The following is a 19,820-nucleotide window of genomic DNA, read 5'->3' on the forward strand; positions in this document are numbered from 1 at the left end:
TCTCCGAAGGCTGACGGCGGCGGTCGATTCCTGAACGGATTCGCCATCAAAGCCTTAGGCGCCCAGCCCCCCAGCGTCAAAGGCGGGCTCACATATCGCCGCCATCCAGAGCACCGTTGCGGAGGGTTCAAACCACCTGAGCTCCACGAAAAATGCTGAGTCAGCTTCACCTTGCTGTAGAGTGGACGGCGCGGTTCGATTCCTGGAGCCGATCCCGTCCTCCCGATCAGCCAGCGTCCGCTCCTCATGCCCGCCAACCTCAACAAGCTTGGACACCGGATCGGTGCGCGCGGCGGCAAGACCCGGGACGCCATCCTGGAGGCGACCAAGTCGCTGTTGCAGAGACGGCACCTGGGCGAGATCCGCGTCGCCGACGTGGCGGCCGAGGCGGGTCTGTCGCCCACCAATTTCTACACCTACTACAAGACGGTCGAGGAACCCGTTCTGGCCCTGTGTGAACTGGCTTCGAACGATTTCCAGCCCCTGGCCCGGCATCTGGATGGCGATTGGTCTGGCGAACAGGCCTTCGTCGCCGCGCGCGCCTATATCGTCGGCGTGCTGGACTTCTGGCACGAGCATGGTCCGATGCTGCGGATCGAGCATATGCTCGCCGACAAGGGCGAGGCGGGCTTCGTCGAGAGCCGCGTCAAACGCCTGCGTCGCGTTCACCTGGCGCTGGAACGGCGCATCGCCCAGGCCCACGCCACCGGCTATCACGCCAAGGGGCTGGACCCGCGCCTGACCTCATACGAGGTGGCCAGCCTGGTCGAGGGCATGGCCGCCGGGTTCGAGCTGCTGAAACGCGGCGACACCGCGCCCGACACGATCCTGGACACGACGGCCCATATCGTCGTCAAGCTGGTGACGGGGCGCTAGCCCCAGCCCAGCGCCACGGCCGTGTGATAGGTCACCAGCGACGCCCCATAGGCCAGGGCGAACATGTAGACGACCATCACCCACATCCATTTCCAGCTGTTCAGCTCGCGCTTGACCACGCCCAGGGTCGCCACGCACTGGGGTGCAAAGACGTACCAGGCCAGGAAGCTGAGGCCGGTGGCCAGCGACCACTGGGCCGCCAGGGTCGCGCCCAGCAGGCTGCCCGCGCTTTCGGCGTCGGCGATGGAATAGACGGTGCCCAAGGCGGCGACGGCGACTTCGCGCGCCGCCATGCCGGGGATCAGGGCGATGACCATCTGCCAGTTGAAGCCGATGGGCGCAAAGATCGGCTCCAGCGCGTGACCCATCATCCCGGCCAGGGAATAGTCGATGGCCGGCAGGGTCGCGCCCTCTGGCGGATAGGGGAAGGTCGAGGCGGCCCAGACCAGTATCATCAGCGGCAGGATGATCCGAGCGGCCCGCTGCATGAAGATCTTGGCGCGAAGCCACAGGTTGAAGCCGACGCTCTTGAGGTCAGGCATCTTGTAAGTCGGCAGCTCCATCATGAAGGGCTCGACCGCGCCTCTCCAGAAGATCTTGCGAATGACGAAGGAGACCAGCAGAGCGCTGACGATCCCCGCCGCATAGAGGCCGAACATCACCAGCCCCTGCAGGTTGGCGAAGCCCCAGACCGTCTGCTGCGGAATGAAAGCGCCGATGATCAGGGTATAGACCGGGATGCGCGCCGAGCAGGTCATCAGAGGCGCCACCATGATGGTGGTCAGCCGGTCGCGCTTGGCGTCGATCACACGCGCCGCCATCACGCCCGGAATAGCGCAGGCGAAGCTGGACAACAGGGGAATGAAGGCCCGCCCGTGCAGCCCGGCGCCGCCCATGATCCTGTCCATCAGGAAGGCCGCGCGAGCCATATAGCCGAAGTCTTCCAGCAGGATGATGAAGGCGAAAAGGATGACGATCTGCGGCAGGAAGACCAGCACGCCCCCCACGCCGGCGATCACACCGTCGACGATCAGGCTCTGGACCAGAGGCCAGACGGGGCCGCTGTCGGGCAGGATCGCCGCTACCGCCGAACCCAGCAGGCCGAACGCCGCCTCGATCCCGTCCATCGCCGGCGTGGCCCAGGCAAAGACGGCCTGGAACATCACGAACAACAGGCTCAGCAGGATGACCAGGCCGGCGACCGGATGCAGCAAAACCGCATCGACCCGGCCCGTCAGGGTGTCGGGACGCTCGGGCGGGCGGACGCATTCGCGCATGATGCGTTCGGCCTTTTTGTGGGCCTCGCGGATCTCGGTGGCGCTGGGCGCGTGCCACTCCCCCTCGGCGCCGCCGACGCGGATGGCGTCCAAAGTCAGGGCCTCAACCTGGGCGATCAGGTCGTCGATGCCGCGTTTGCGCGTCGCCACCGTGGTCACGATCGGCACGCCGAGCGAGGCCGATAGTTTTTCCAGGTCGATGCGCAGGCCCTGGCGCTGGGCGATGTCGTACATATTGAGCGCCAGAACCATCGGCCGCCCGACCTGTTTCAGCTCCAGCACCAGCCGCAACACCAGCCGCAGGTTGGTCGCGTCGGCGACACAGATGATCGCGTCCGGCGCCGCTTCTCCGGCCAGTCGGCCCAGGACGGCGTCGCGCGTGACCTCTTCGTCAGGGCTGCGGGCGCGCAGGGAATAGGTGCCGGGCAGGTCCAGAACCGACAGGCTGCGGCCCGAGGTCGAGCGGATGAAGCCCTCCTTCCGCTCGACGGTGACCCCGGCGTAGTTGGCGACCTTCTGGTGGGCGCCGGTCAGGGCGTTGAACAGGGCGGTCTTGCCCGAGTTGGGATTGCCGACCAGGGCGATCCGGGCGGCGCGCACGGCGATGTCCATTATTCGGCGGCTTCCGGGAGGGAGACGTCCGGAGCGGCGTCCAGGGCCACCGTCAGGCTGGCGGCCTCCTTGCGCCGCAGGGCCACGCGCATGTCATCCACCTTCATGGCGATGGGGTCGCGGCCGAACAGGCCTTGATGAATCAGTTCGACGCGCGCGCCCTCAACGAAGCCCAGCTCAAGCAGGCGGCGTTCCAGTTCGACATCCTCGACCTGGTGATGGCAATGCGAGCCGACCTCGGTGATGACGCCGCGCTGGCCGACGCGGGCCTCGCTCAGCTTGATGACGTTCGTCATGGATGCTCACTCGACTTGCAGGCGGCACGAAGCGGCGTCGCCGTATCTGTGACTGATTATCAGGTGCGACAGGCCTGCGTCCATAGGTTCCACCGCGCGAAGGTGCGACGGATTGCGCCCGGCGGCGCTTGCGCTATCACCAGCACCGACACGGGAGGATGCTATGCGACAGGTAATTCTGGCGGCCACGATGATCGGAGGACTGCTGGCAGGCTGCGGCCCTGCGGAAGCCCCCAAGGCCACGCCTCCCGCTGCTCCCCCCCGCGTTCTGACGGCGGCGGAACGCACGACGGCCTTGGCCGCCCTGCCCGCCCCCTACAACACCGCCGATCTGGAGAATGGCCGCCGGGTCTTCGCCCGCTGCCGGTCCTGCCACACCATCACGCCCAACGGACCAAATATGACCGGCCCCGGCCTGTACGGCGTCATCGGCCGCACCGCCGGGACCCATGCAGGCTTCAAATACTCGCCCGCCCTGAAGGCCGCAGGCTTCGCCTGGGACGACGCGCGGATCGATCATTGGCTGCAGAACCCGCGCACCTTCCTGCCAGGCAACAAGATGACCTTCCCCGGCCTGCCTGACGCCACGGACCGCCGCGACGTCATCGCCTTCCTCAGCGTCGACGCGGCGCCGCCGACCTGAGTCTGCCCGACAGGGAGATCAGGCCGTCGGCTTGGGCGAAACATCCTCGCCCGCTGGAGACTTGATCTCCTGGGCTTCCCAGTCCTCGATCTTGCGGGCGGTGTATTCCGGCGACTTGGTGAAGCGCGCCAGCAGGCCATAGATCACGGGCACCACGAACAGGGTCAGCAGGGTCGCGAACATGGCCCCGGTGAAGATCACCACGCCGATCGTCTGGCGGCTGCCGGCCCCCGCACCATGCCAAAGCACCAGCGGCAGGGCGCCGAAGGCCGTGGCGATCGAGGTCATGATGATGGGCCGCAGACGCAGGGCCGAGCTCTCGACCACCGCCTCCTTGATCGACCGCCCCTGATCCCGCAGTTGGTTGGCGAACTCGACGATCAGGATGCCATTCTTGGCGGCCACCCCGATCAGGATGATCAGCCCGATCTGCGAATAGATGTTCAGGCTGGACCCCGCCATCAGCAGACCGAACAGCCCGCCCGCCGCCGCCAGAGGCACGGTCAGCATGATGACCGCAGGCGTGATCCAGCTCTCGAACTGGGCCGCCAGCACCAGGAAGACCAGCAGCAACGCCAAACCGAAGGCCGCAGCGACAGCGCCGCCCGCCTCCTGCTGATCGCGCGCGGCGCCGCCCCATCGCACCGTGGCCACACCCTGCGGCTGCTTGGCCACCTCGGCGTCGAGGAAGGCGACGGCGTCCGCGATTGTGGTGCCGGGGTTGAGATCGGCCTGAAGCGTGATCGCGCGCTGACGATCCAGGCGACGGCGATCCGGGGTATCGCCCGTGGTCTTGGTCGTAACCACCGAGGACAGGGGCACCAGAGCCCCCGATCCCGAGGCGACGTAAAGGGTCTCCAGATCGCTCACGCCGCGCCGGTTCTCACGGTCGGTCTGCAGGATGACGTCATATTCCTGGCCGCCCTTGATGTAGGTCGTGGCCCGGCGAGACCCGAACATCGTCTCCAGCGTGCGACCGATCGCCTGAGAGGACACGCCCAGGGCCGCCGCCTTTTCCGGGTCGACCTCGACCAGCAGGCGCGGCGAGTTAGGCTCATAGTTCAGGCGCGGGCGGGAAAAGCCGGGGTTTTCCAGCGAGGCCGCCAGCACGGGCTGCAGCCAGCGATAGAGGGCTTCGTATTCCGAGCCGGTGACGATCATCTCGACGCTGTTGGAACCGCCGCCGCCACCGCCGCCGCGCTGGAAGGCGCCGGGGACGCTGGCGTTGACCTGGGCGTCCGTCTGGCTTCGCAGCTTGCCGTTGATCTCGCGAGCGATCTCGTCGGCCGAGCGGCTGCGCTCGGACCAGTCCTTGAGCGTCAGCGAGGCGTTGCCGGAGTTGTAGCTGCCGCCGCCGAATCCGGGGGCCGAGACCAGATAGCTGTCGACCTCGCCTCCATCCCTGTATTCGGCCAGGATGGGTTCCAGCCCCAGCATGATCTTGCGCGTATAGTCGAAGCCCGCGCCCTCGGGGCCAGAGACGCGGATCCCGACCCGGCCCCGGTCTTCCGGCGGCACCAGTTCGTCAGGCAGGTGGACGAACATCGCCGCCGCCCCGCCCCCGACCACCAGGATCAGGGCGACGACGCCGAACACGGCCGCGCGGCTTCCGACCATCGCAGTCAGAGACCGCGAATAGCTGTCTTTCAGTGCGTCCATCGCCTTGTCGACGCGGCGGGCGACCCAACCGCCCGTGCCTGCGGGCTTCAGGATCTTGGACGCCAGCATCGGCGACAGGGTCAGCGCCAGGAAGGCGGAGAAGGCCACGGCCGCGGCGATGGCGGCCGCCAGTTCGACGAACAGCCGCCCGACATATCCGGGCAGGAACATCAGCGGCGCGAACACGGACAGCAGCACGACCGTGGTCGCCACGACGGCGAAGAAGACCTGACGCGCGCCACGCTCGGCGGCGATCAGCGGCGGCTCGCCGTGATCCAGGCGACGCTGAATGTTTTCAACCACGACGATGGCGTCATCGACCACCAGCCCGATAGCCAGCACCAGGGCCAGCAGGGTCAGCAGATTCAGCGAGAAGCCCAGGGGCGCCAGGATGATGAAGGTGGCCAGCAGGCAGATCGGCGCCACGATCGACGGGATCAGCGCCGCCCTGAGACTGCCCAGGAAGACGAAGTTGACTAGGGCGACCAGCGCCATCGAGATGCCGATGGTGATCCAGACCTCGTCAATGGCGTGGGAGGTGAAGACCGAGTTGTCCGATCCGACCGCAAGCTCGGTCCCGGCCGGCAAGGTCGGCTGGATTTCGGTCATCAGCTTGCGCACGCCTTCGGAGATCGCGAGGTCGTTCGACTGGGCCTGGCGGGTGACGGCAAGGCCGATCTGATCCAGGCCATTGCCGCGGAAGAGGCGCCGGGATTCCTCAGCCGCCTCTTCCACCCGGGCGATGTCGCCCAGGCGGGTCACATAGGTCGCTCGCCCCTGCAAGGCGGACGCGGCGCCCGACGGCGTACCGCTGGAGGTGTTGGTGGTGTTGCTGGTCCCACCCGCGCTGGTGGTCGAGGCCGAGCCCGCCGTGCCGATCGGCAACTGCATGAAGTCCTCGGCCCGCGCATAGGTGCGGGCGACGCGGACGGTATAGTCCTTGTCCGTCGATTCCAGCGACCCGGCCGGAAGTTCGACGTTCTGGGCGGTCAGAGCGCTCTCGACGTCGGAGACGGTCAGGCCACGCGCCGCCATCGCCTTGGAGTCCAGCCATATCCGCATCGCGTAGCGCTGCTCGCCATAGATCTGGACCTGGGCCACGCCGGGGACGGTCGCCAGGCGGTCGATCAGATAGCGGTCCGCATAGTCGGTCAGCTCCAGCCGGTTCATGCCCGTCGAACGCAGGAACAGAACCATGATGGGCTGGGAATCGCTGTCGGCCTTGGACACCTCGGGCGGGTCTGCCTGGTCCGGCAGACGGCCGACCACGCGCGCCACACGGTCGCGCACGTCGTTGGCGGCGTCGTCGATGTTGCGGTCCAGCGAGAACTCGATGGTCACGTTCGAGCGGCCGTCACGGCTGGCCGAGGTGATCCGCTCGATACCCTGGATGCCGGCCACCTGTTGTTCGACAGGCTCGGTGATCCGGCTCTCGATGACTTCCGCCGAGGCGCCGGCGTAGGTCGTGCTGACAGAGACGACCGGCGGATCGACATCGGGCAGTTCGCGCACAGGCAGGAAGAAGAAGGCGGCCAGACCGATGACGCACAGCACGATCGCGGCCACAGCCGCGAACACCGGCCGGCGGACGGCCACATCCGACAACATCATCGTGCTGAAGCCGGGTTGGAGGCAGCGCCGGCCGTTCCCGCCCTGCTCGGCTCATTCACCCGGATCGGCGCATTAGGCTGGATACGGTTCAAGCCCGAGCCGACGACCTTGTCTCCGGCGGTCAAGCCGGACAGGATCTCGACGAAGCCGCCCTCGACGGCGCCGGTCTGGACCTCGACCCGCTGGGCGGTCGAGCCCTTCTCGCCGGGTGCGATCCGATAGACGAAAGCGCCCTGCCCCTCGTACTGGACCGCAGCCTCTGGAACGGCGGCGCTCTGGCGCAGCCCCTGGGTCACCGCCACGCGCATCATCATGCCAGGCCGGATACGACCGCCGGGATTGGGGAACTCGGCGCGCGCGGTCACGGCGCGGGTGGTCTCGTTGATCCGGGTGTCGATCAGGGCGATGCGGCCAGAGAAGACCTCTCCCGCATAGGCGTCCGCCGTCGCCGTCAGGGGCAGGCCCGCACGCAGGACGCCCAGATACCGCTCGGGCACTGGGAAATCGACGCGCACGACGCTGATGTCGTCCAGGGTGGCGATCACCGCGCCGGGGTTGATCAGCGTCCCCGCCGTCACCGAGGTCAGGCCCAGCACGCCCGAGAACGGCGCACGGATGGTGCGGTCGCCCAGCCGGGCCTCTGCGGCGGATAGCGACGCCCGCGCCGTCGCCAGCGAGGTCTCTGCCTGTTCCGCCGTGACGCGCGGGGCCACGCCCCGCTCGGCCAGGACGCGATAGCGTTCGTACTCACGCTCGGCCTGCACGACATTGGCCCGCGCCTCGATGATCCCGGCGTCTTCCTCGCGCGCCTGCAACCTGACCAGAGGGGCGCCTGCGGCGACACGCTGGCCGTCCGTGAACAGGACCTGGGTGATCAGTTCGGTGGTCGAGGATGTGATATTGACCGATCGCTGTCCCCGCGCGACGCCAAGAACGCGGATCTGGTCGCTGAAGGGGCGGTCGGCGATGACAGCCTGGGACACCACCTGGCCTCTGCCGCCACCTGGGCCGCCGCCGGGTCCACCCGGCCCACCTTCGTCATTGGATGCAAACACCACTCGCAGCACAGCCGCCAGGACCATCAGCGCCAGAATAATACCGGCGGCGACGAGGAAAAAGTGGCGTTTGATCACGCGGGGTGAACTCCGAAAACTGAATGGCGTGGCCTTAACGAGTCCTGCCGCCGAGGCAAATGACGTGTCTGTAACGTTACCGGCCCGGTATTCCGTCGCGCGCGGCCGTTGAATGCGCAGATTTCTTCAGAAACGCCGCCAGAGCGCCAGGACCGGCCCTCGCGACACCGGAGCTTCGCGACCCGTAACCGCCTGTCGCCACCCCGCCTGCACACTCCAGGCGCCGAAATGCCGCACCACCGTGGTCTCCACCGACAACCAGCGCGCCCCCGTTTCGCCATCGGCAAACCCGCCAAAGGCCTGGCCCAGCACCATCCAGCGATCTCCGAAATGACTGCCAAACGTCGCGTCGATGCGGACCTCGTCGGGAAGGCCGTCGCGCGACCGGGCGGCGGCCTGAATCTCGGCGAAGCTGCGGTCCGGGGATCCCCGCCCCTTCCAACCGAAGCCGCCGTCGAACGATCGGCCTGCCGAGACCCTGACTTCGACATCATCCTCGCCTACCCCAGGCTCGGCATAGAGGGCGTTGCGGCCGTCTCCGTTCGAGGCGTATCCGGCGTAGAGGCTGACGGCGGACCGATCGGTGCGCCACGCCTGCCAGGTGGCTCCGACCTCAATGGGCCCCCGTCCTTCATAGCTGGAAAACGCGTCTTCCCCCTCCTGCCAGTCCGCCTTGAGTTGCAGGGTCAGCCGATCTGTCAGACCGTATTCGGTGAAGGACCGCAGGGCTTGATCGCGCTGCTCGGCCCACAGCGGCAAGCGAAGGCCAGAGGGATCGAAGCCCTCGTCTGCCCGCATGTCCTCATACTTGACGATCACCTGCCCCTTGCCCTTGGGCAGGGTCCATGGCCCCGCAGCCGCAATGGCCGGGACGAACAGGATGGCCATCATCAGAACGGCGCCGGTCAAAGGCGCCGCCCGGATCATCAGACGTCGTAGCCCGGCGATTTGCGATCCAGCATCCGCAGCGCGCCCGGCCAGGCCAGGGCCGCGACGAACGGCAGCCCGCCGCCCTGCTGTTTCGTTTCCTCCTGCGCCGCATCCGGAGCGATCAGGACGTGTTCGCGACCGCCCGAGAGGGCCGCCACCTGCTGGGCGCAGGCGCGCTCGAGGAAGAACATTCCGATCCAGGCCGCCGCCGCCGTCTGGCCCACCGCCAGGGTGCCGTGGTTGCGCAACAGCATGAGGGGCTTGTCGCCCAGATCCGCCACCAGCCGCTCGCGCTCGTCGTGGTTCAGCGCCAGACCCTCATAGCCGTGATAGGCGACCTGATGCTGCAGCAGGCAGGCGTTCTGACCGATAGGCAGCAGGCCCTCCTGCTGGGCCGCAACGCCCACGCCCGCCGTCGTGTGCAGGTGGAGGACGAAATGCGCGTCCTCGCGCGCCGCGTGAACCGCGGAATGGATGGTGAAGCCAGCCGGATTGATGAAGCTCTGGGTGTCTTGAACGATCTTGCCGTCCAGATCGACCTTGACCAGGCAAGACGCCGTCATCTCCTCGAAATACCAGCCGTAGGGGTTGATCAGAAAATGATGCTCCGGCCCCGGCACGCGGGCCGAGATGTGGGTGAAGATCATGTCGTCCCAGCCATGCAGGGCGACTAGGCGATACAGGGCGGCCAGTTCGACGCGAACCTGCCATTCGGCGTCGGAGACCCGGGACTTCAGGGATGGAGCTGAACCGTCGGCCATGGAGCTTTCCTCGTCTTCTTGTTCTGTCCGGCAAGGTCGCTCCGGCCCGGATCGGCGTCAAGCGGCACGGCAAAGCTGCTTCAGGCTTCGTTAACCCCGTTTTCACTAGGCGGTCCCATTCTGGGGCAATCGGACTCCTCCGACCTGGACCGTGCCTGTGACCGCAGCCGCCTCGTTGCAGACCTTCAGCGCCCGTCCGGCCGCCCCGACCGGCGCAGCCCGTGCGGCCGCCGTGTCGCCGTCCGACCTGCTGAGTCTGGCGCGCAGCCGTACCACCGATGATCGCCAACGCCTGCTGCTGGCCCTGGCCGCCATGTGCGACGCGACGCCGCCCCAGGGTCAGGTCTCGCCGGTCATGGGCGAAATTTTCATGGCCCTGGCCGCACAGGCCGAGCACGATATTCGCCGCTGCCTGTCGGAAAGCCTCGCCTCGGCCGAATGGGCGCCGCCCGCTCTGATCAATATGCTGGCGCTGGACGACATCGAGATCGCCCGCCCTATCATCGCCCGCAGCCCGCTGCTGCAAGATAGGGACCTGCTGAAGATCCTCGTCGAGGCGACTCTGGAGCACCATATCGAAGTCGCACGCCGTCCTCGCCTGTCGGGCGTTGTCGCCGATGCGGTGATCGACGCCGCAGAACCGGCGACCATGACGGCCCTGGCCTCGAACCGCACCGCCGAGATCAGCGAAGACGGCCTGCGCCGCCTGGTCGAGCAATCGCGCCGCATCGCCGCCCTGCGCGCGCCCCTCACCCGCCACCCCCGGCTCAACGATGTGCTGGCTGGACAGCTCTATTCCTGGGTCGGCCAGGCCTTGCGCCAGGCGATCAGCGAACGTTTCCGCGTCGATGACGCCTCCGTGGGCGAGGCCATCGACGCCGCTGTCCTGTCCGTCGGCCCGCAGAGGACGCCTTCGGTCTCGGTCGACGAACCCAATGTCGCCGAGCGCGAGGAGATGGAGCGACGCCTGGTCGCCAAGCTGCAGAGCGCGGGCCAGTTGCGCGCCGGCTTCCTGATCCGCGCCATCCGCGAAAAGCGCCTGACCCTGTTCGAGCACGGCCTGGCCACCCTAGGCGGGTTTTCGGTGGCCCAGGTGCGCAGCGCCGTGATGCGCTCCTCGCCAGACGCCCTCTGCCTGGCCTGCAACGCCGTCGGCATAGACCGCGCCGTGCTGCCCGCCGTGCTGGACGAGGTCCGCAAGCTCACCGATGGCTGGCCCGGAAAGACACAGGGCGCGAACTGGGCCCAGATGACCCTGTCGCCCGCCGCCGCCGCGCAGGAATTCCGCGCCCTGATCGGCGCCGCCTGACCTCTGTCGCAGAGAACGGTTTGACTTCGCCCTCCGGCTCGGCTTGCGTGGCGCGGTGAACACTCGCCTGACCCCATTCTTTCCGTGACCCGCCAGCTCGCGCTCGCCTTCACCGCCAGTGAGCGGCCCGAGGCCCAGTTCGCGCGCAAGCGCCTGATGCAGCGCTATGGCTCCGTGCCGCCGTCCGAGGCGGAGGTCATCGTCGCCCTGGGCGGAGACGGCTTCATGCTGGAAACCCTGCACGCCCATCTGGACCGGCGCACGCCCGTCTATGGGATGAACCGGGGCTCGGTCGGATTCCTGATGAACGACTTCGAGGAAGACGATCTGGTCGAGCGGATCGCCGGCGCCGGACGGGCCATCATCCACCCGCTGCAGATGGACGCCTGGACCGAGGCAGGCGAGGTCGTCAGCGGCCTGGCCATCAACGAGGTGTCATTGCTGCGCCAGACCCGCCAGAGCGCCAAGCTGCGCATCAGCGTGGACGGCAAGGTCAGGCTGGAAGACCTGTCATGCGACGGCTGCATGGTCGCCACCCCCGCAGGATCTACGGCCTATAATCTGTCGGCCCACGGCCCGATCATCCCGCTGGACGCTCGGGTGCTGGCCCTGACGCCGATCAGCGCCTTCCGGCCCCGTCGCTGGCGGGGGGCTCTGCTATCGCACGAGGCCAAGGTCACCTTCGAGGTGCTGGAGCCAGACAAACGCCCCGTCAGCGCCGTCGCCGACGGCCTGGAGGTCCGCAGCGTGGCTCGGGTCGAAGTTCGCGAGCGCCGCGACGTCGGCCTGACCATGCTGTTCGAAGCCGGCCGCTCGTTCGAGGAACGGGTGCTCTCGGAACAGTTCAGCGGCTAACCCTAACCGGGTCACGGTTTTTTAAACCCCTTGGCGCAACCTTCGGCGGTTCGTCGAAGGAGTCTGCAGTGAGCAATCCGGTTCAGGTGATCCGTCCCCCCAACATGCTGCGCATGAAGGTCGGCGGCGGCTTTGGCGGCATCGACGCCAATGCCATCGCCAAGGCTGAGGCTGCGCTGGAGGCCATGTCGGCCCAGTTCGGCCAGTGGCTGCAGGACGAGATCGTCAAGTTGGACGCCGCCCAGACCGCAATCCGCACCGAAGGTTTCACCCCGGCCACCGCCGAAGCCCTCTATTTTCGCGCCCATGATCTCAAGGGGCTGGGCACGACTTACCAGTATCCGCTGGTGACCCGCATGGCCGGATCGCTGTGCAAGCTGCTCGACGATTCAACGCGCCGGATGGATGTGCCGCCGGTGCTGCTGGACGCCCATGTGGATGCGATCAAGGCTGTCGTTCGCGACGAGATCAAGACCGACGAACACCCGACAGGCCGCATCCTGGCCGAGGCTCTGGAAGCCCAGGTCGCCGCCCACAGAGGCTGATTACTGGGGCTGATTGCTGGGCCCGATTGCTGGGGCCGAGCCCGCACGCCGGTTCAGGCGGCGTTCGCAGCTCGCACCACCGGCGCGGGCTTCTGGTCCAGCCGCTCCATAAGATAAGCCAGGTCGTCGCGCGGCGCATTGGGACGCTGGGTCAGGAACCGCTCCAGCATCTTGTGGCGAAAGGCGTCGCCCGAGGTATCGACACCCTCGGCCTGCAGGGTGCGCCAGGTATCCACGCCAGCGCGGAAAGCCTGGAACAGCCGCGGCGGCATTCCCGCCCGGTCGTAGATGGCCTTCAGCCCCAGCGGACCGGCGTCGTGGATCATCAGCCAGGCACGAGCGTGTGGCGTCGCCGCCAGCTCGGCCAGACCATGCTCGAACATCACCATCTGCCCGCGCGCCAGGGCCCGCAGCAGCAGCGAACTGGTCAGCACCTTGCGGGCGTTCAGCTGGGCCACGAACTGCGGCAGGTCCGCGCTCTGCGCCGCCTGATCGACCAGATCGATGGTCGCCCGCTCGCGCGCAAAGGTCGCCAGCCGGATCGCCGTCTCGGGGGCCACGGCGTGGCGGCTGACCAGATGTTCGCGCACAGCCTCTCCGGCCAGGGCGATCAGCCGCTCGGTGATCTCAAGCGGCAACACCTGGCGATAGGCCAGGGCGGTGATGATCTCGGGCGTGTCGCCGAACCGGTCGACGATCTGGCCCATGCTGCCTTCCGACAGATCGGCGTTGTCATTGGACGCCAGGGTCCGCACGGCGGGCTCGCAGCCGTCGACGCTCAGGGCGTCCGCCACGTCGCGTGATACCTTGGACCGGGCGGCGATGGCGATCTGACGCGCGGCCGAGCCGGCCTGGATGATCTCGATCAGGTCGTCGTCGGTGAAGGCCGGCGAAGAACCGATGATCGGCAGGGCGACACTGTCCACGTCCAGCACCAGCCGCCGCGCCACGTCATTGGGGATCAGATCAGAGGCTTTCAGCGTCACCGCCATGGCCCGGCGCACCAGTTCGGCGGCGTCGTTGGCCAGGACGCGGATGATCTTCTGGGCCGCCTCGCGGTCCTCCTGGGTCAGTTCGCCGCGATCCATGCTGCGGCACAGCTTGTGTGCGGCGGCGGCGCGGTCGTCGTCGTCCGTCGCCTTGATCAGGCGGCGGATGTCGATCTCTGTCAGACGGGCGCGGAAGGCGGTCATGAATGAGGCTCTGGCGAGAATCGGAAGCGTGTCACGAACCCTGGGCCATCATGCTTAACGCCCGGTTTACCCTCTGGGCAAACACCGGATGTCACGCGCGGTCGGGGTCGGGTCCGAAGGCGCCGCCAAAGCCCGACTTTCCGCCCTCTCCGTCCTGGCCCAGCAGCATGGCCAACAGGGTCTGCTCCTGCTTCAGCCGGTCCAGCCGCGCCGCCATCATGATGTCGCGCTGAGCGTCGGTCGGCGGGGTGGCGGGGCTTGCCGAGGTGGCGGCGGGCGCGCCCTGCCCCGCCGTGCGCTGCAGATTGGCGTGCACCTCCGCCACCGTCGCCGCCCGGCCGTCGCGATAAAAGATCGAACGGTTGGCCGAAGCCGCGTCTGGGAACATGGCCACGGCGCTGGCGCCCGGCCGACTGCCCATGGCCTCCATCAATCGCGCCGCCCCGGCCGGTCCCAGGAAATGGGCGGCGTACAGGTCGCCGGCCCCAGGTTCCTGCCCCGTGCGGCCCCGCAGGTAGGAGGCGTTGGACGCTGTAAGCTCCGCCGCCATGGTCGAGGCGGCCTGGGGGTCGAATCGCAGGTCCATCACCACGTTCCGGGCCGAGCCCTCGACGCGCCAGCGCCCGTCGTTACCCCGGTGGATCAGGTCCGCGTACTGGCCATAGCCATGCTTGGCGCCCGAGGACTTCACCGTCGCCAGCCAGGTCTGTTCGATGAACTGGAACAGACCCGCCGCCGAAGAGGTCCGCGCCCGCGCCGAGGGGTTCATCGCGCTCTCACGACGCGCCGTCTTCATCAGGAAATCGAAGTCGACTCCGGTCGCGCTCGAGGCGCGCCGAATGGCCGCCTCCACGCCGCCAGAAGAGGGAATCGCTCCGATGGTCATAATGCCGGCAGGCTGGATGAACGTAGTTAATTGAATCTTAATATCGAGCGACCTGAGACCCGTATGTCACACCCGCAAGGTGACGCTTGATCACTCATTTTGCGCCTCAAACCAGCCACATAGGCCGCGCGATCCTGTCTTCACGGGCCAGCTGGGGAGCGGCGCTTCGATACGGAGTGACGGCCATGATGATACAGACAGCGGGCGGACCCGGACTGGTCAGCCCCATCGACTTCGCAGACCGCAGAAAGCCGCTCAAGCGCGAGACCTGGATCGCCATCGGTCTGGTCAGCGCCGCCCATATCGCGGTCGGCGTGGCTCTCTATTACCAGAAGGTCCAGACCGACAGCGCGCCACCCCTGGCCGAGCCGCCCTCGGTTCTGGTGACCATGCACCTGCCCAAGCCGGTCGAGGTCGATCCCACCCCCTCGCCCCTGCCGCCCAGGCCCAACACGGCAGTCCACCGCACGCCCCTGCCGTCGACGCCGGTTGAGGTGCTGACGGCGGCCGTCACGGACGCGCCTGCCGCCACGGGCCCGATCACCCTGAGCGTTCCCGTGCCCGACGCCTTGCCCACCGGCGTGGCCGAGCCTGAGACGCCGCCCAGAGCCTCGGTCATCACCAATCCCCAGTGGGTCGCCCGGCCCAATGCCGACCAGCTGATGCGGGCCTATCCGCAAAGGGCCATAGATCGCGGCCTATCCGGTTCGACCTCCCTGCGCTGCACCGTGAAAGTGGACGGGACGCTCAATGGCTGCGCGGCGACTTCGGAAACGCCCCAGGGCGTGGGCTTCGGTCGGGCGGGCGTTCAGCTCAGCCGCTATTTCCGCATGAGCCCGCGCACGGTGGACGGCCAGGCGGTGGACGGGGCCACGGTCAACGTCACCATCCGCTTCAACCTGGCGGACTGACGCTCAGAAGAATCGTCGGGGATCGAAGGCGGCGGCTTCGACAGAGGTCGCGCGGCCCTCGATCCCATCGGCGACCACCTGCCCGATCAGGGGCCCCAGCAGCCAGCCGTTGCGCCGCGGCGCCAGGGCCAGGAACAGCCCCGCCTCGCCCGTCGCGCCGGCCAGGGGCAGGCCATCAATCGTTGATCCGCGAATGCCGACGCGCCAGTCCATCGCCGTGCCCGACAGGTCGCGCCCGACCAGACGCCCGGCCGCCGCCAGCAACCGCTGGCCGGTCTCGGCCTCGGGTTCCAGATCGCGACGCCCCGCCTCCATGCTCGCCCCGATCAGGGTTCCGCCCTGGCTTGGCGCGACATAGGCCCCCTCGCCCCGCATCACCCGGTCGCTCAGCCGTTCGGCCGTCCAGCCGATCTGGCCGCGAATGGGTTGGAGTTGTTGGATCAATCCCGCGACCGCCCGAGGCGACCCGCCAGGCGCCGTCGCCGTCCCGCTGGCCAGCACCACAAAGGGAGCCTCGATGACGCCGCCGTCGGCCCCGGTCACGCGCCAGCCCTCGCCGACCCGCTCCATCTGACGAGCAGTGTCCTGGATCCAGCCTTCCTGCAGATCCTCGCGCCAGGCGGCCAGAACGGTTTCCGGCTCGATCCGCACGTCTTCGGGCGTCAGCACGTCGGCGCCCTCGACACGGACAGCGAACCCCAGGGCCTTCAGACGCGCCGCGACCGCCTCGCCGCCCGGTCCGCGCCAGGCCGCAGGTCCCGGCTCCAGATCGACGCCGAAATCGTCCCACACCCGCCGCGCCGAGCGGAACAGGGCGGCGCGCTCGGGCGTCACATCATCGAGCGCGGCCTCCAGGGCCGGCGCGATCATCCCCGCCGCCACGGCCGAGGCATTGCGCCCGCCCGGGTCGATGACCGCAACCCGATGGCCTCGCCGCTTCAGGGTGACGGCCGTGCACAGGCCAAGCACCCCCGCGCCGACGATCACGACATCGGTCGATAACGGAGCGGAAACGGAAGCGGGGGAAGGCACATTCGTCCCTTCCCCCGCCTGTCCCATGATTTCAAGACACCCTGGCCGACGCTTGTGAGCCTCAGGCCGACACGGCCAGTGCGCCCTCGGCGTTCAGCCGCTCGACCAGGGCCTCATGCTGACGCCACAGGGGCGCAGGCAGGCGGTCGCCAAAGGTCTCGTAGAAGGCCGGGATCAGGGCGGCTTCCTCGCTCCAGACGGCGCTGTCGACGTCGAACAGGATCGACTGATCGGCTTCGGACAGGTCCAGGCCCGACAGGTCCAGCGCGCCCGGCGCCGGCACGCGACCGACCGGCGTGTCCACCGCCTCGGCCTGACCGTCCAGACGGCCGGCGATCCACTTCAGCACGCGCGAGTTGTCGCCAAAGCCCGGCCAGACGAACTGGCCGTCCTCGTTCTTGCGGAACCAGTTGACGAAATAGATGCGCGGCAGCTTGGACGCGTCGGCCTTCTCGCCCAGGCTCAGCCAGTGCTTGAAATAGTCGCCCATGTTGTAGCCGCAGAAGGGCAGCATGGCGAAGGGGTCGCGGCGCAGGGTCCCGATGGCGTTCTCGGCGGCGGCGGTCCCTTCGGACGCCACGGTCGAGCCCATGAAGACCCCGTGCTCCCAGTCGAAGGCCTCGGTCACCAGAGGCACGGCCGAGGCGCGGCGGCCGCCGAACAGGATGGCGTCGATCGGCACGCCCCTGGGGTCTTCCCATTCCGGCGCGATGGTCGGGCACTGGGACGCCGGCGAGGCGAAGCGGGCGTTCGGGTGGGCGGCGGGCTCGCCCGAGGCCGGGTCGTGGGCCGCGCCCTTCCAGGTCGTCAGGCCTTCCGGCGCCGTCTTCGACATGCCTTCCCACCAGACGTCGCCGTCGGCAGTCAGGGCGGTGTTGGTGAAGACGGTGTTGGAGGCCAGCGTCGCCATAGCGTTGGTGTTGGACGCATGGCTGGTGCCCGGCGCGACGCCGAAGAAGCCCGCCTCCGGGTTCACGGCGTACAGGCGGCCGTCGTCGCCGAAGCGCATCCAGGCGATGTCGTCGCCGATGGTCTCGGCCTTCCAGCCGGCCAGGGTCGGCTGCAGCATGGCCAGGTTGGTCTTGCCGCAGGCGCTGGGGAAGGCGGCGGCGATGTATTTCACCGCGCCCTCAGGGCTCGTAAGCTTCAAGATCAGCATATGCTCGGCCAGCCAGCCCTCGTCGCGGGCCATGACCGAGGCGATGCGCAGGGCGTAGCATTTCTTGCCCAAGAGGGCGTTGCCGCCATAGCCCGAGCCGTAGGACCAGATCTCGCGCGTTTCCGGGAAGTGCACGATCCACTTGTCGGGGTTGCAGGGCCAGGGCACATCGGCCTGCCCCTCGGCCAGAGGCGCGCCCAAGGTGTGCACGGCGGGCACGAACACGCCGTCCTCGCCCAGCACGTCCAGCGCAGGCTTGCCCATGCGGGTCATGATACCCATCGACACGGCGACATAGCCGCTGTCGGTGATCTCGACGCCCAGGGCGGAGATCTTCGAGCCCAGCGGCCCCATCGAGAAGGGAACGACATACATGGTCCGGCCGACCATGCAGCCGTCGAACAGGCCGTCGAGACGATCGCGCATCTCGATGGGATCGGCCCAGTTGTTGGTCGGGCCGGCGTCCAGTTCGTCATCAGAGCAGATGAAGGTGCGGCTTTCGACCCGGGCCACATCCAGCGGGTCGGAAACGGCATAGAAGCTGCCGGGTTTCTTGATCGGGTCCAGAGCCTTCAGCGTGCCCTTGGCGATCAGGTCGGCGACGATGGCGGCCTTCTCGGCCTCGGAACCGTCACACCAATGGATGCGGTCGGGTCGCGTCAGGGCGGCGATATGCTCGACCCACGCGACCAGGCGTTTGTGTTTGGTGGGGGCCGGATGAAGGCCCGGTACGGAATTGCGGGATTCGACCTGAACGGCTGACAACGGCTGAGCTCCTGAAGCGGCCCGGCGATCTGACGTCGCTCTAGGCGGTATTGTTACGTGTCTTCACGCATCGTTACGGCTTCAGAACCACGCGCCCGGCCCCTGCGTCAACTGCGGCATGAATTTACCCGTGGTTTCGCGGCCTGCGTGGGCTGGGGGGACCGATTGTCCTTCCTGAGCGAGGGCCCGGCGCGTTAGAACCTCGGTCGTGCAGACCCTCGATTCCGTCACCCAGACACCGACCGGCGCCCTGGCCTCGCCTGCCGTGGCGCGCAACACAGCTGCCATCCTGGCCGTGCTGAAAGCCCACCTCCCGGCGTCGGGCCAGGTGCTGGAGATCGCTGCCGGTTCCGGCGAGCACGCCCTGGCCTTCAGCGCCGCCCTGCCCGGCCTGTCATGGATTCCCAGCGACCCAAGCACAGAGGCCCGCGCCAGCATCGACGCCTGGCGCGATCAGATCGGGACCGCGAACCTGGCCGCTGCCGTCGATCTGGACGCTGCTAGGCCTGAAACCTGGCCGAGCGAGCTTCACCACGCCGTGGTCTGCATCAACATGATCCACATCAGCCCCTGGGCGGCGACGCAGGGCCTGATGGCGGGCGCCGCAGCCGTCCTGCGCAGGCCGGGCGGGCTCCTGTTTCTCTATGGCCCCTATCGTGAGGCGGGCATCCCCCTTGCGCCTTCCAACGCCGCCTTCGACGACAGCCTGAAGGCTCGGAACCTCGACTGGGGCCTGCGTGATCTCGACGCCGTCGTCGCCGAGGCTCGCCGTCACGGCCTGCATCTGACGCGCAGGATCGAAATGCCAGCCAACAACCTGTCGCTGATCTTTCGCCATGTCTGACCACGAGGAAACGCCGATGAAGCCTGTGATTCTTGCCGCAGCCCTGTCCGGCCTCGCTTCCACGGCCGGCGCGCAGACTGCCCCATCGCCCACCCCCGCCCAGGCCTCCGCGCCGTTGCGCGCCTATGGCGAACCCATCCGCCTTGAGACCGCCCAGGCCCTGCTGACCGCAGCCCTCCAGGCCGCTCGCGACGCCGACCTGCTGATGGCCATCGCCGTCGTCGAGCCCTCTGGCGAGCTGGTGGCCTTCGCCCGCATGGACGATGTCCAGTACGTCTCCCTTACCCTCGCCCAGGACAAGGCCCGCTCGTCCGCTCGTTTTCGCCAGGCCACGATGACCCAGCAAGAAAGAGTCATGGACGGCCGGATCGTGCTTTTGGGTACGGCCGAAGCGCTTCCGCTGGGCGGCGGCGTGCCGATCGTCGTCGAGGGCCGCGTCATCGGCGCCATAGGCGTCTCGGGCGGATCAGCGGCACAGGATCATGAGATCGCCGAGATCGCCATCGCGACGCTGCCATAGGGC

Annotated in this window: 18 protein-coding genes; 8 read left to right on the forward strand and 10 right to left on the reverse strand. The window is 67.9% G+C overall.

All coding sequences use genetic code 11. From position 1 onward, the window contains the following. The first annotated feature begins 246 nt into the window (after positions 1-246). Entirely contained in the window at positions 247-876 is a 630-nt protein-coding gene (locus ACO05L_RS11310) for a TetR/AcrR family transcriptional regulator (protein ID WP_421729274.1), read from the forward strand. Here ACO05L_RS11310 and feoB read toward each other — a convergent pair. Continuing rightward, on the reverse strand, positions 873-2,765 hold the full coding sequence (feoB, locus tag ACO05L_RS11315) for a ferrous iron transporter B (RefSeq protein ID WP_421729275.1): 1,893 nt from the start codon (positions 2,763-2,765) through the stop codon (positions 873-875). The two genes, ACO05L_RS11310 and feoB, sit on opposite strands and share 4 nt — an antisense overlap. Then, the gene (locus ACO05L_RS11320; protein WP_421729276.1) at positions 2,765-3,061 is read right to left on the reverse strand and encodes a FeoA family protein; all 297 of its coding nucleotides are present in this window, start codon (positions 3,059-3,061) and stop codon (positions 2,765-2,767) included. The genes feoB and ACO05L_RS11320 overlap by 1 nt, the downstream gene beginning before the upstream one ends. A gap of 163 nt (positions 3,062-3,224) precedes the next feature. On the opposite strand from ACO05L_RS11320, the gene ACO05L_RS11325 reads away from it, so the two are divergent. After that, positions 3,225-3,704 (forward strand): c-type cytochrome, encoded by a 480-nt coding sequence (locus ACO05L_RS11325; protein ID WP_421729277.1) that lies wholly within the window; start codon positions 3,225-3,227, stop codon positions 3,702-3,704. Positions 3,705-3,722: 18 nt separating this feature from the next. Here the strand turns inward: ACO05L_RS11325 and ACO05L_RS11330 are convergent, their stop codons facing one another. The 4 genes from ACO05L_RS11330 to ACO05L_RS11345 all read right to left on the reverse strand — a co-directional run bounded on the left by ACO05L_RS11330 (position 3,723) and on the right by ACO05L_RS11345 (position 9,798). Continuing rightward, complete coding sequence (locus ACO05L_RS11330) at positions 3,723-6,971, reverse strand: efflux RND transporter permease subunit (protein WP_421731681.1); 3,249 nt, start codon at positions 6,969-6,971, stop codon at positions 3,723-3,725. Beyond that, positions 6,971-8,107, reverse strand: a complete 1,137-nt coding sequence (locus ACO05L_RS11335; protein ID WP_421729278.1) for an efflux RND transporter periplasmic adaptor subunit — start codon at positions 8,105-8,107, stop codon at positions 6,971-6,973. Before ACO05L_RS11335 ends, ACO05L_RS11330 begins: the two co-directional genes overlap by 1 nt. Positions 8,108-8,233: 126 nt before the next feature. Next, positions 8,234-9,016 (reverse strand): hypothetical protein, encoded by a 783-nt coding sequence (locus tag ACO05L_RS11340; RefSeq protein ID WP_421729279.1) that lies wholly within the window; start codon positions 9,014-9,016, stop codon positions 8,234-8,236. Between the two features lie 17 nt (positions 9,017-9,033). Next, positions 9,034-9,798 (reverse strand): class II aldolase/adducin family protein, encoded by a 765-nt coding sequence (locus ACO05L_RS11345; protein WP_421729280.1) that lies wholly within the window; start codon positions 9,796-9,798, stop codon positions 9,034-9,036. A gap of 157 nt (positions 9,799-9,955) precedes the next feature. Between ACO05L_RS11345 and ACO05L_RS11350 the strand changes: the two genes are divergently transcribed. The 3 genes from ACO05L_RS11350 to ACO05L_RS11360 all read left to right on the forward strand — a co-directional run bounded on the left by ACO05L_RS11350 (position 9,956) and on the right by ACO05L_RS11360 (position 12,507). After that, entirely contained in the window at positions 9,956-11,107 is a 1,152-nt protein-coding gene (locus tag ACO05L_RS11350) for a DUF2336 domain-containing protein (protein ID WP_421729281.1), read from the forward strand. Between the two features lie 156 nt (positions 11,108-11,263). Then, positions 11,264-11,962: an NAD kinase gene (locus tag ACO05L_RS11355; RefSeq protein ID WP_421731682.1), complete on the forward strand. Its 699-nt coding sequence runs from the start codon at positions 11,264-11,266 to the stop codon at positions 11,960-11,962. A 68-nt stretch (positions 11,963-12,030) separates the two neighbouring features. Next, the gene (locus ACO05L_RS11360) at positions 12,031-12,507 is read left to right on the forward strand and encodes an Hpt domain-containing protein (protein ID WP_421729282.1); all 477 of its coding nucleotides are present in this window, start codon (positions 12,031-12,033) and stop codon (positions 12,505-12,507) included. Between the two features lie 53 nt (positions 12,508-12,560). On the opposite strand, the gene ACO05L_RS11365 is transcribed toward ACO05L_RS11360, so the two are convergent. Together ACO05L_RS11365 and ACO05L_RS11370 are read right to left on the reverse strand one after the other, a co-directional pair. Beyond that, positions 12,561-13,700 carry a DUF2336 domain-containing protein gene (locus ACO05L_RS11365; protein ID WP_421729283.1) on the reverse strand — a complete coding sequence of 380 codons (1,140 nt, stop codon included), beginning with the start codon at positions 13,698-13,700 and terminating at the stop codon, positions 12,561-12,563. Between the two features lie 91 nt (positions 13,701-13,791). Further along, the gene (locus tag ACO05L_RS11370) at positions 13,792-14,586 is read right to left on the reverse strand and encodes a transglycosylase SLT domain-containing protein (protein ID WP_421729284.1); all 795 of its coding nucleotides are present in this window, start codon (positions 14,584-14,586) and stop codon (positions 13,792-13,794) included. A 185-nt stretch (positions 14,587-14,771) separates the two neighbouring features. Between ACO05L_RS11370 and ACO05L_RS11375 the strand changes: the two genes are divergently transcribed. Next, entirely contained in the window at positions 14,772-15,497 is a 726-nt protein-coding gene (locus ACO05L_RS11375; protein ID WP_421729285.1) for a TonB family protein, read from the forward strand. Between the two features lie 3 nt (positions 15,498-15,500). Here the strand turns inward: ACO05L_RS11375 and ACO05L_RS11380 are convergent, their stop codons facing one another. Together ACO05L_RS11380 and ACO05L_RS11385 are read right to left on the reverse strand one after the other, a co-directional pair. After that, on the reverse strand, positions 15,501-16,529 hold the full coding sequence (locus tag ACO05L_RS11380; protein WP_421729286.1) for an NAD(P)/FAD-dependent oxidoreductase: 1,029 nt from the start codon (positions 16,527-16,529) through the stop codon (positions 15,501-15,503). Positions 16,530-16,590: 61 nt separating this feature from the next. Next, positions 16,591-18,453 carry a phosphoenolpyruvate carboxykinase (GTP) gene (locus ACO05L_RS11385; RefSeq protein WP_421729287.1) on the reverse strand — a complete coding sequence of 621 codons (1,863 nt, stop codon included), beginning with the start codon at positions 18,451-18,453 and terminating at the stop codon, positions 16,591-16,593. 208 nt (positions 18,454-18,661) lie between these two features. Between ACO05L_RS11385 and ACO05L_RS11390 the strand changes: the two genes are divergently transcribed. Together ACO05L_RS11390 and ACO05L_RS11395 are read left to right on the forward strand one after the other, a co-directional pair. Beyond that, a complete protein-coding gene (locus ACO05L_RS11390) occupies positions 18,662-19,297 on the forward strand; it encodes a DUF938 domain-containing protein (protein WP_421729288.1) in 636 nt (211 codons plus the stop codon). A gap of 16 nt (positions 19,298-19,313) precedes the next feature. Further along, positions 19,314-19,817, forward strand: coding sequence for a GlcG/HbpS family heme-binding protein (locus tag ACO05L_RS11395; protein ID WP_421729289.1), 504 nt, complete (start codon positions 19,314-19,316; stop codon positions 19,815-19,817). Positions 19,818-19,820: the final 3 nt, after the last annotated feature.

It is taken from the genome of Brevundimonas sp. (assembly GCF_965227765.1).
GTDB lineage: Bacteria > Pseudomonadota > Alphaproteobacteria > Caulobacterales > Caulobacteraceae > Brevundimonas.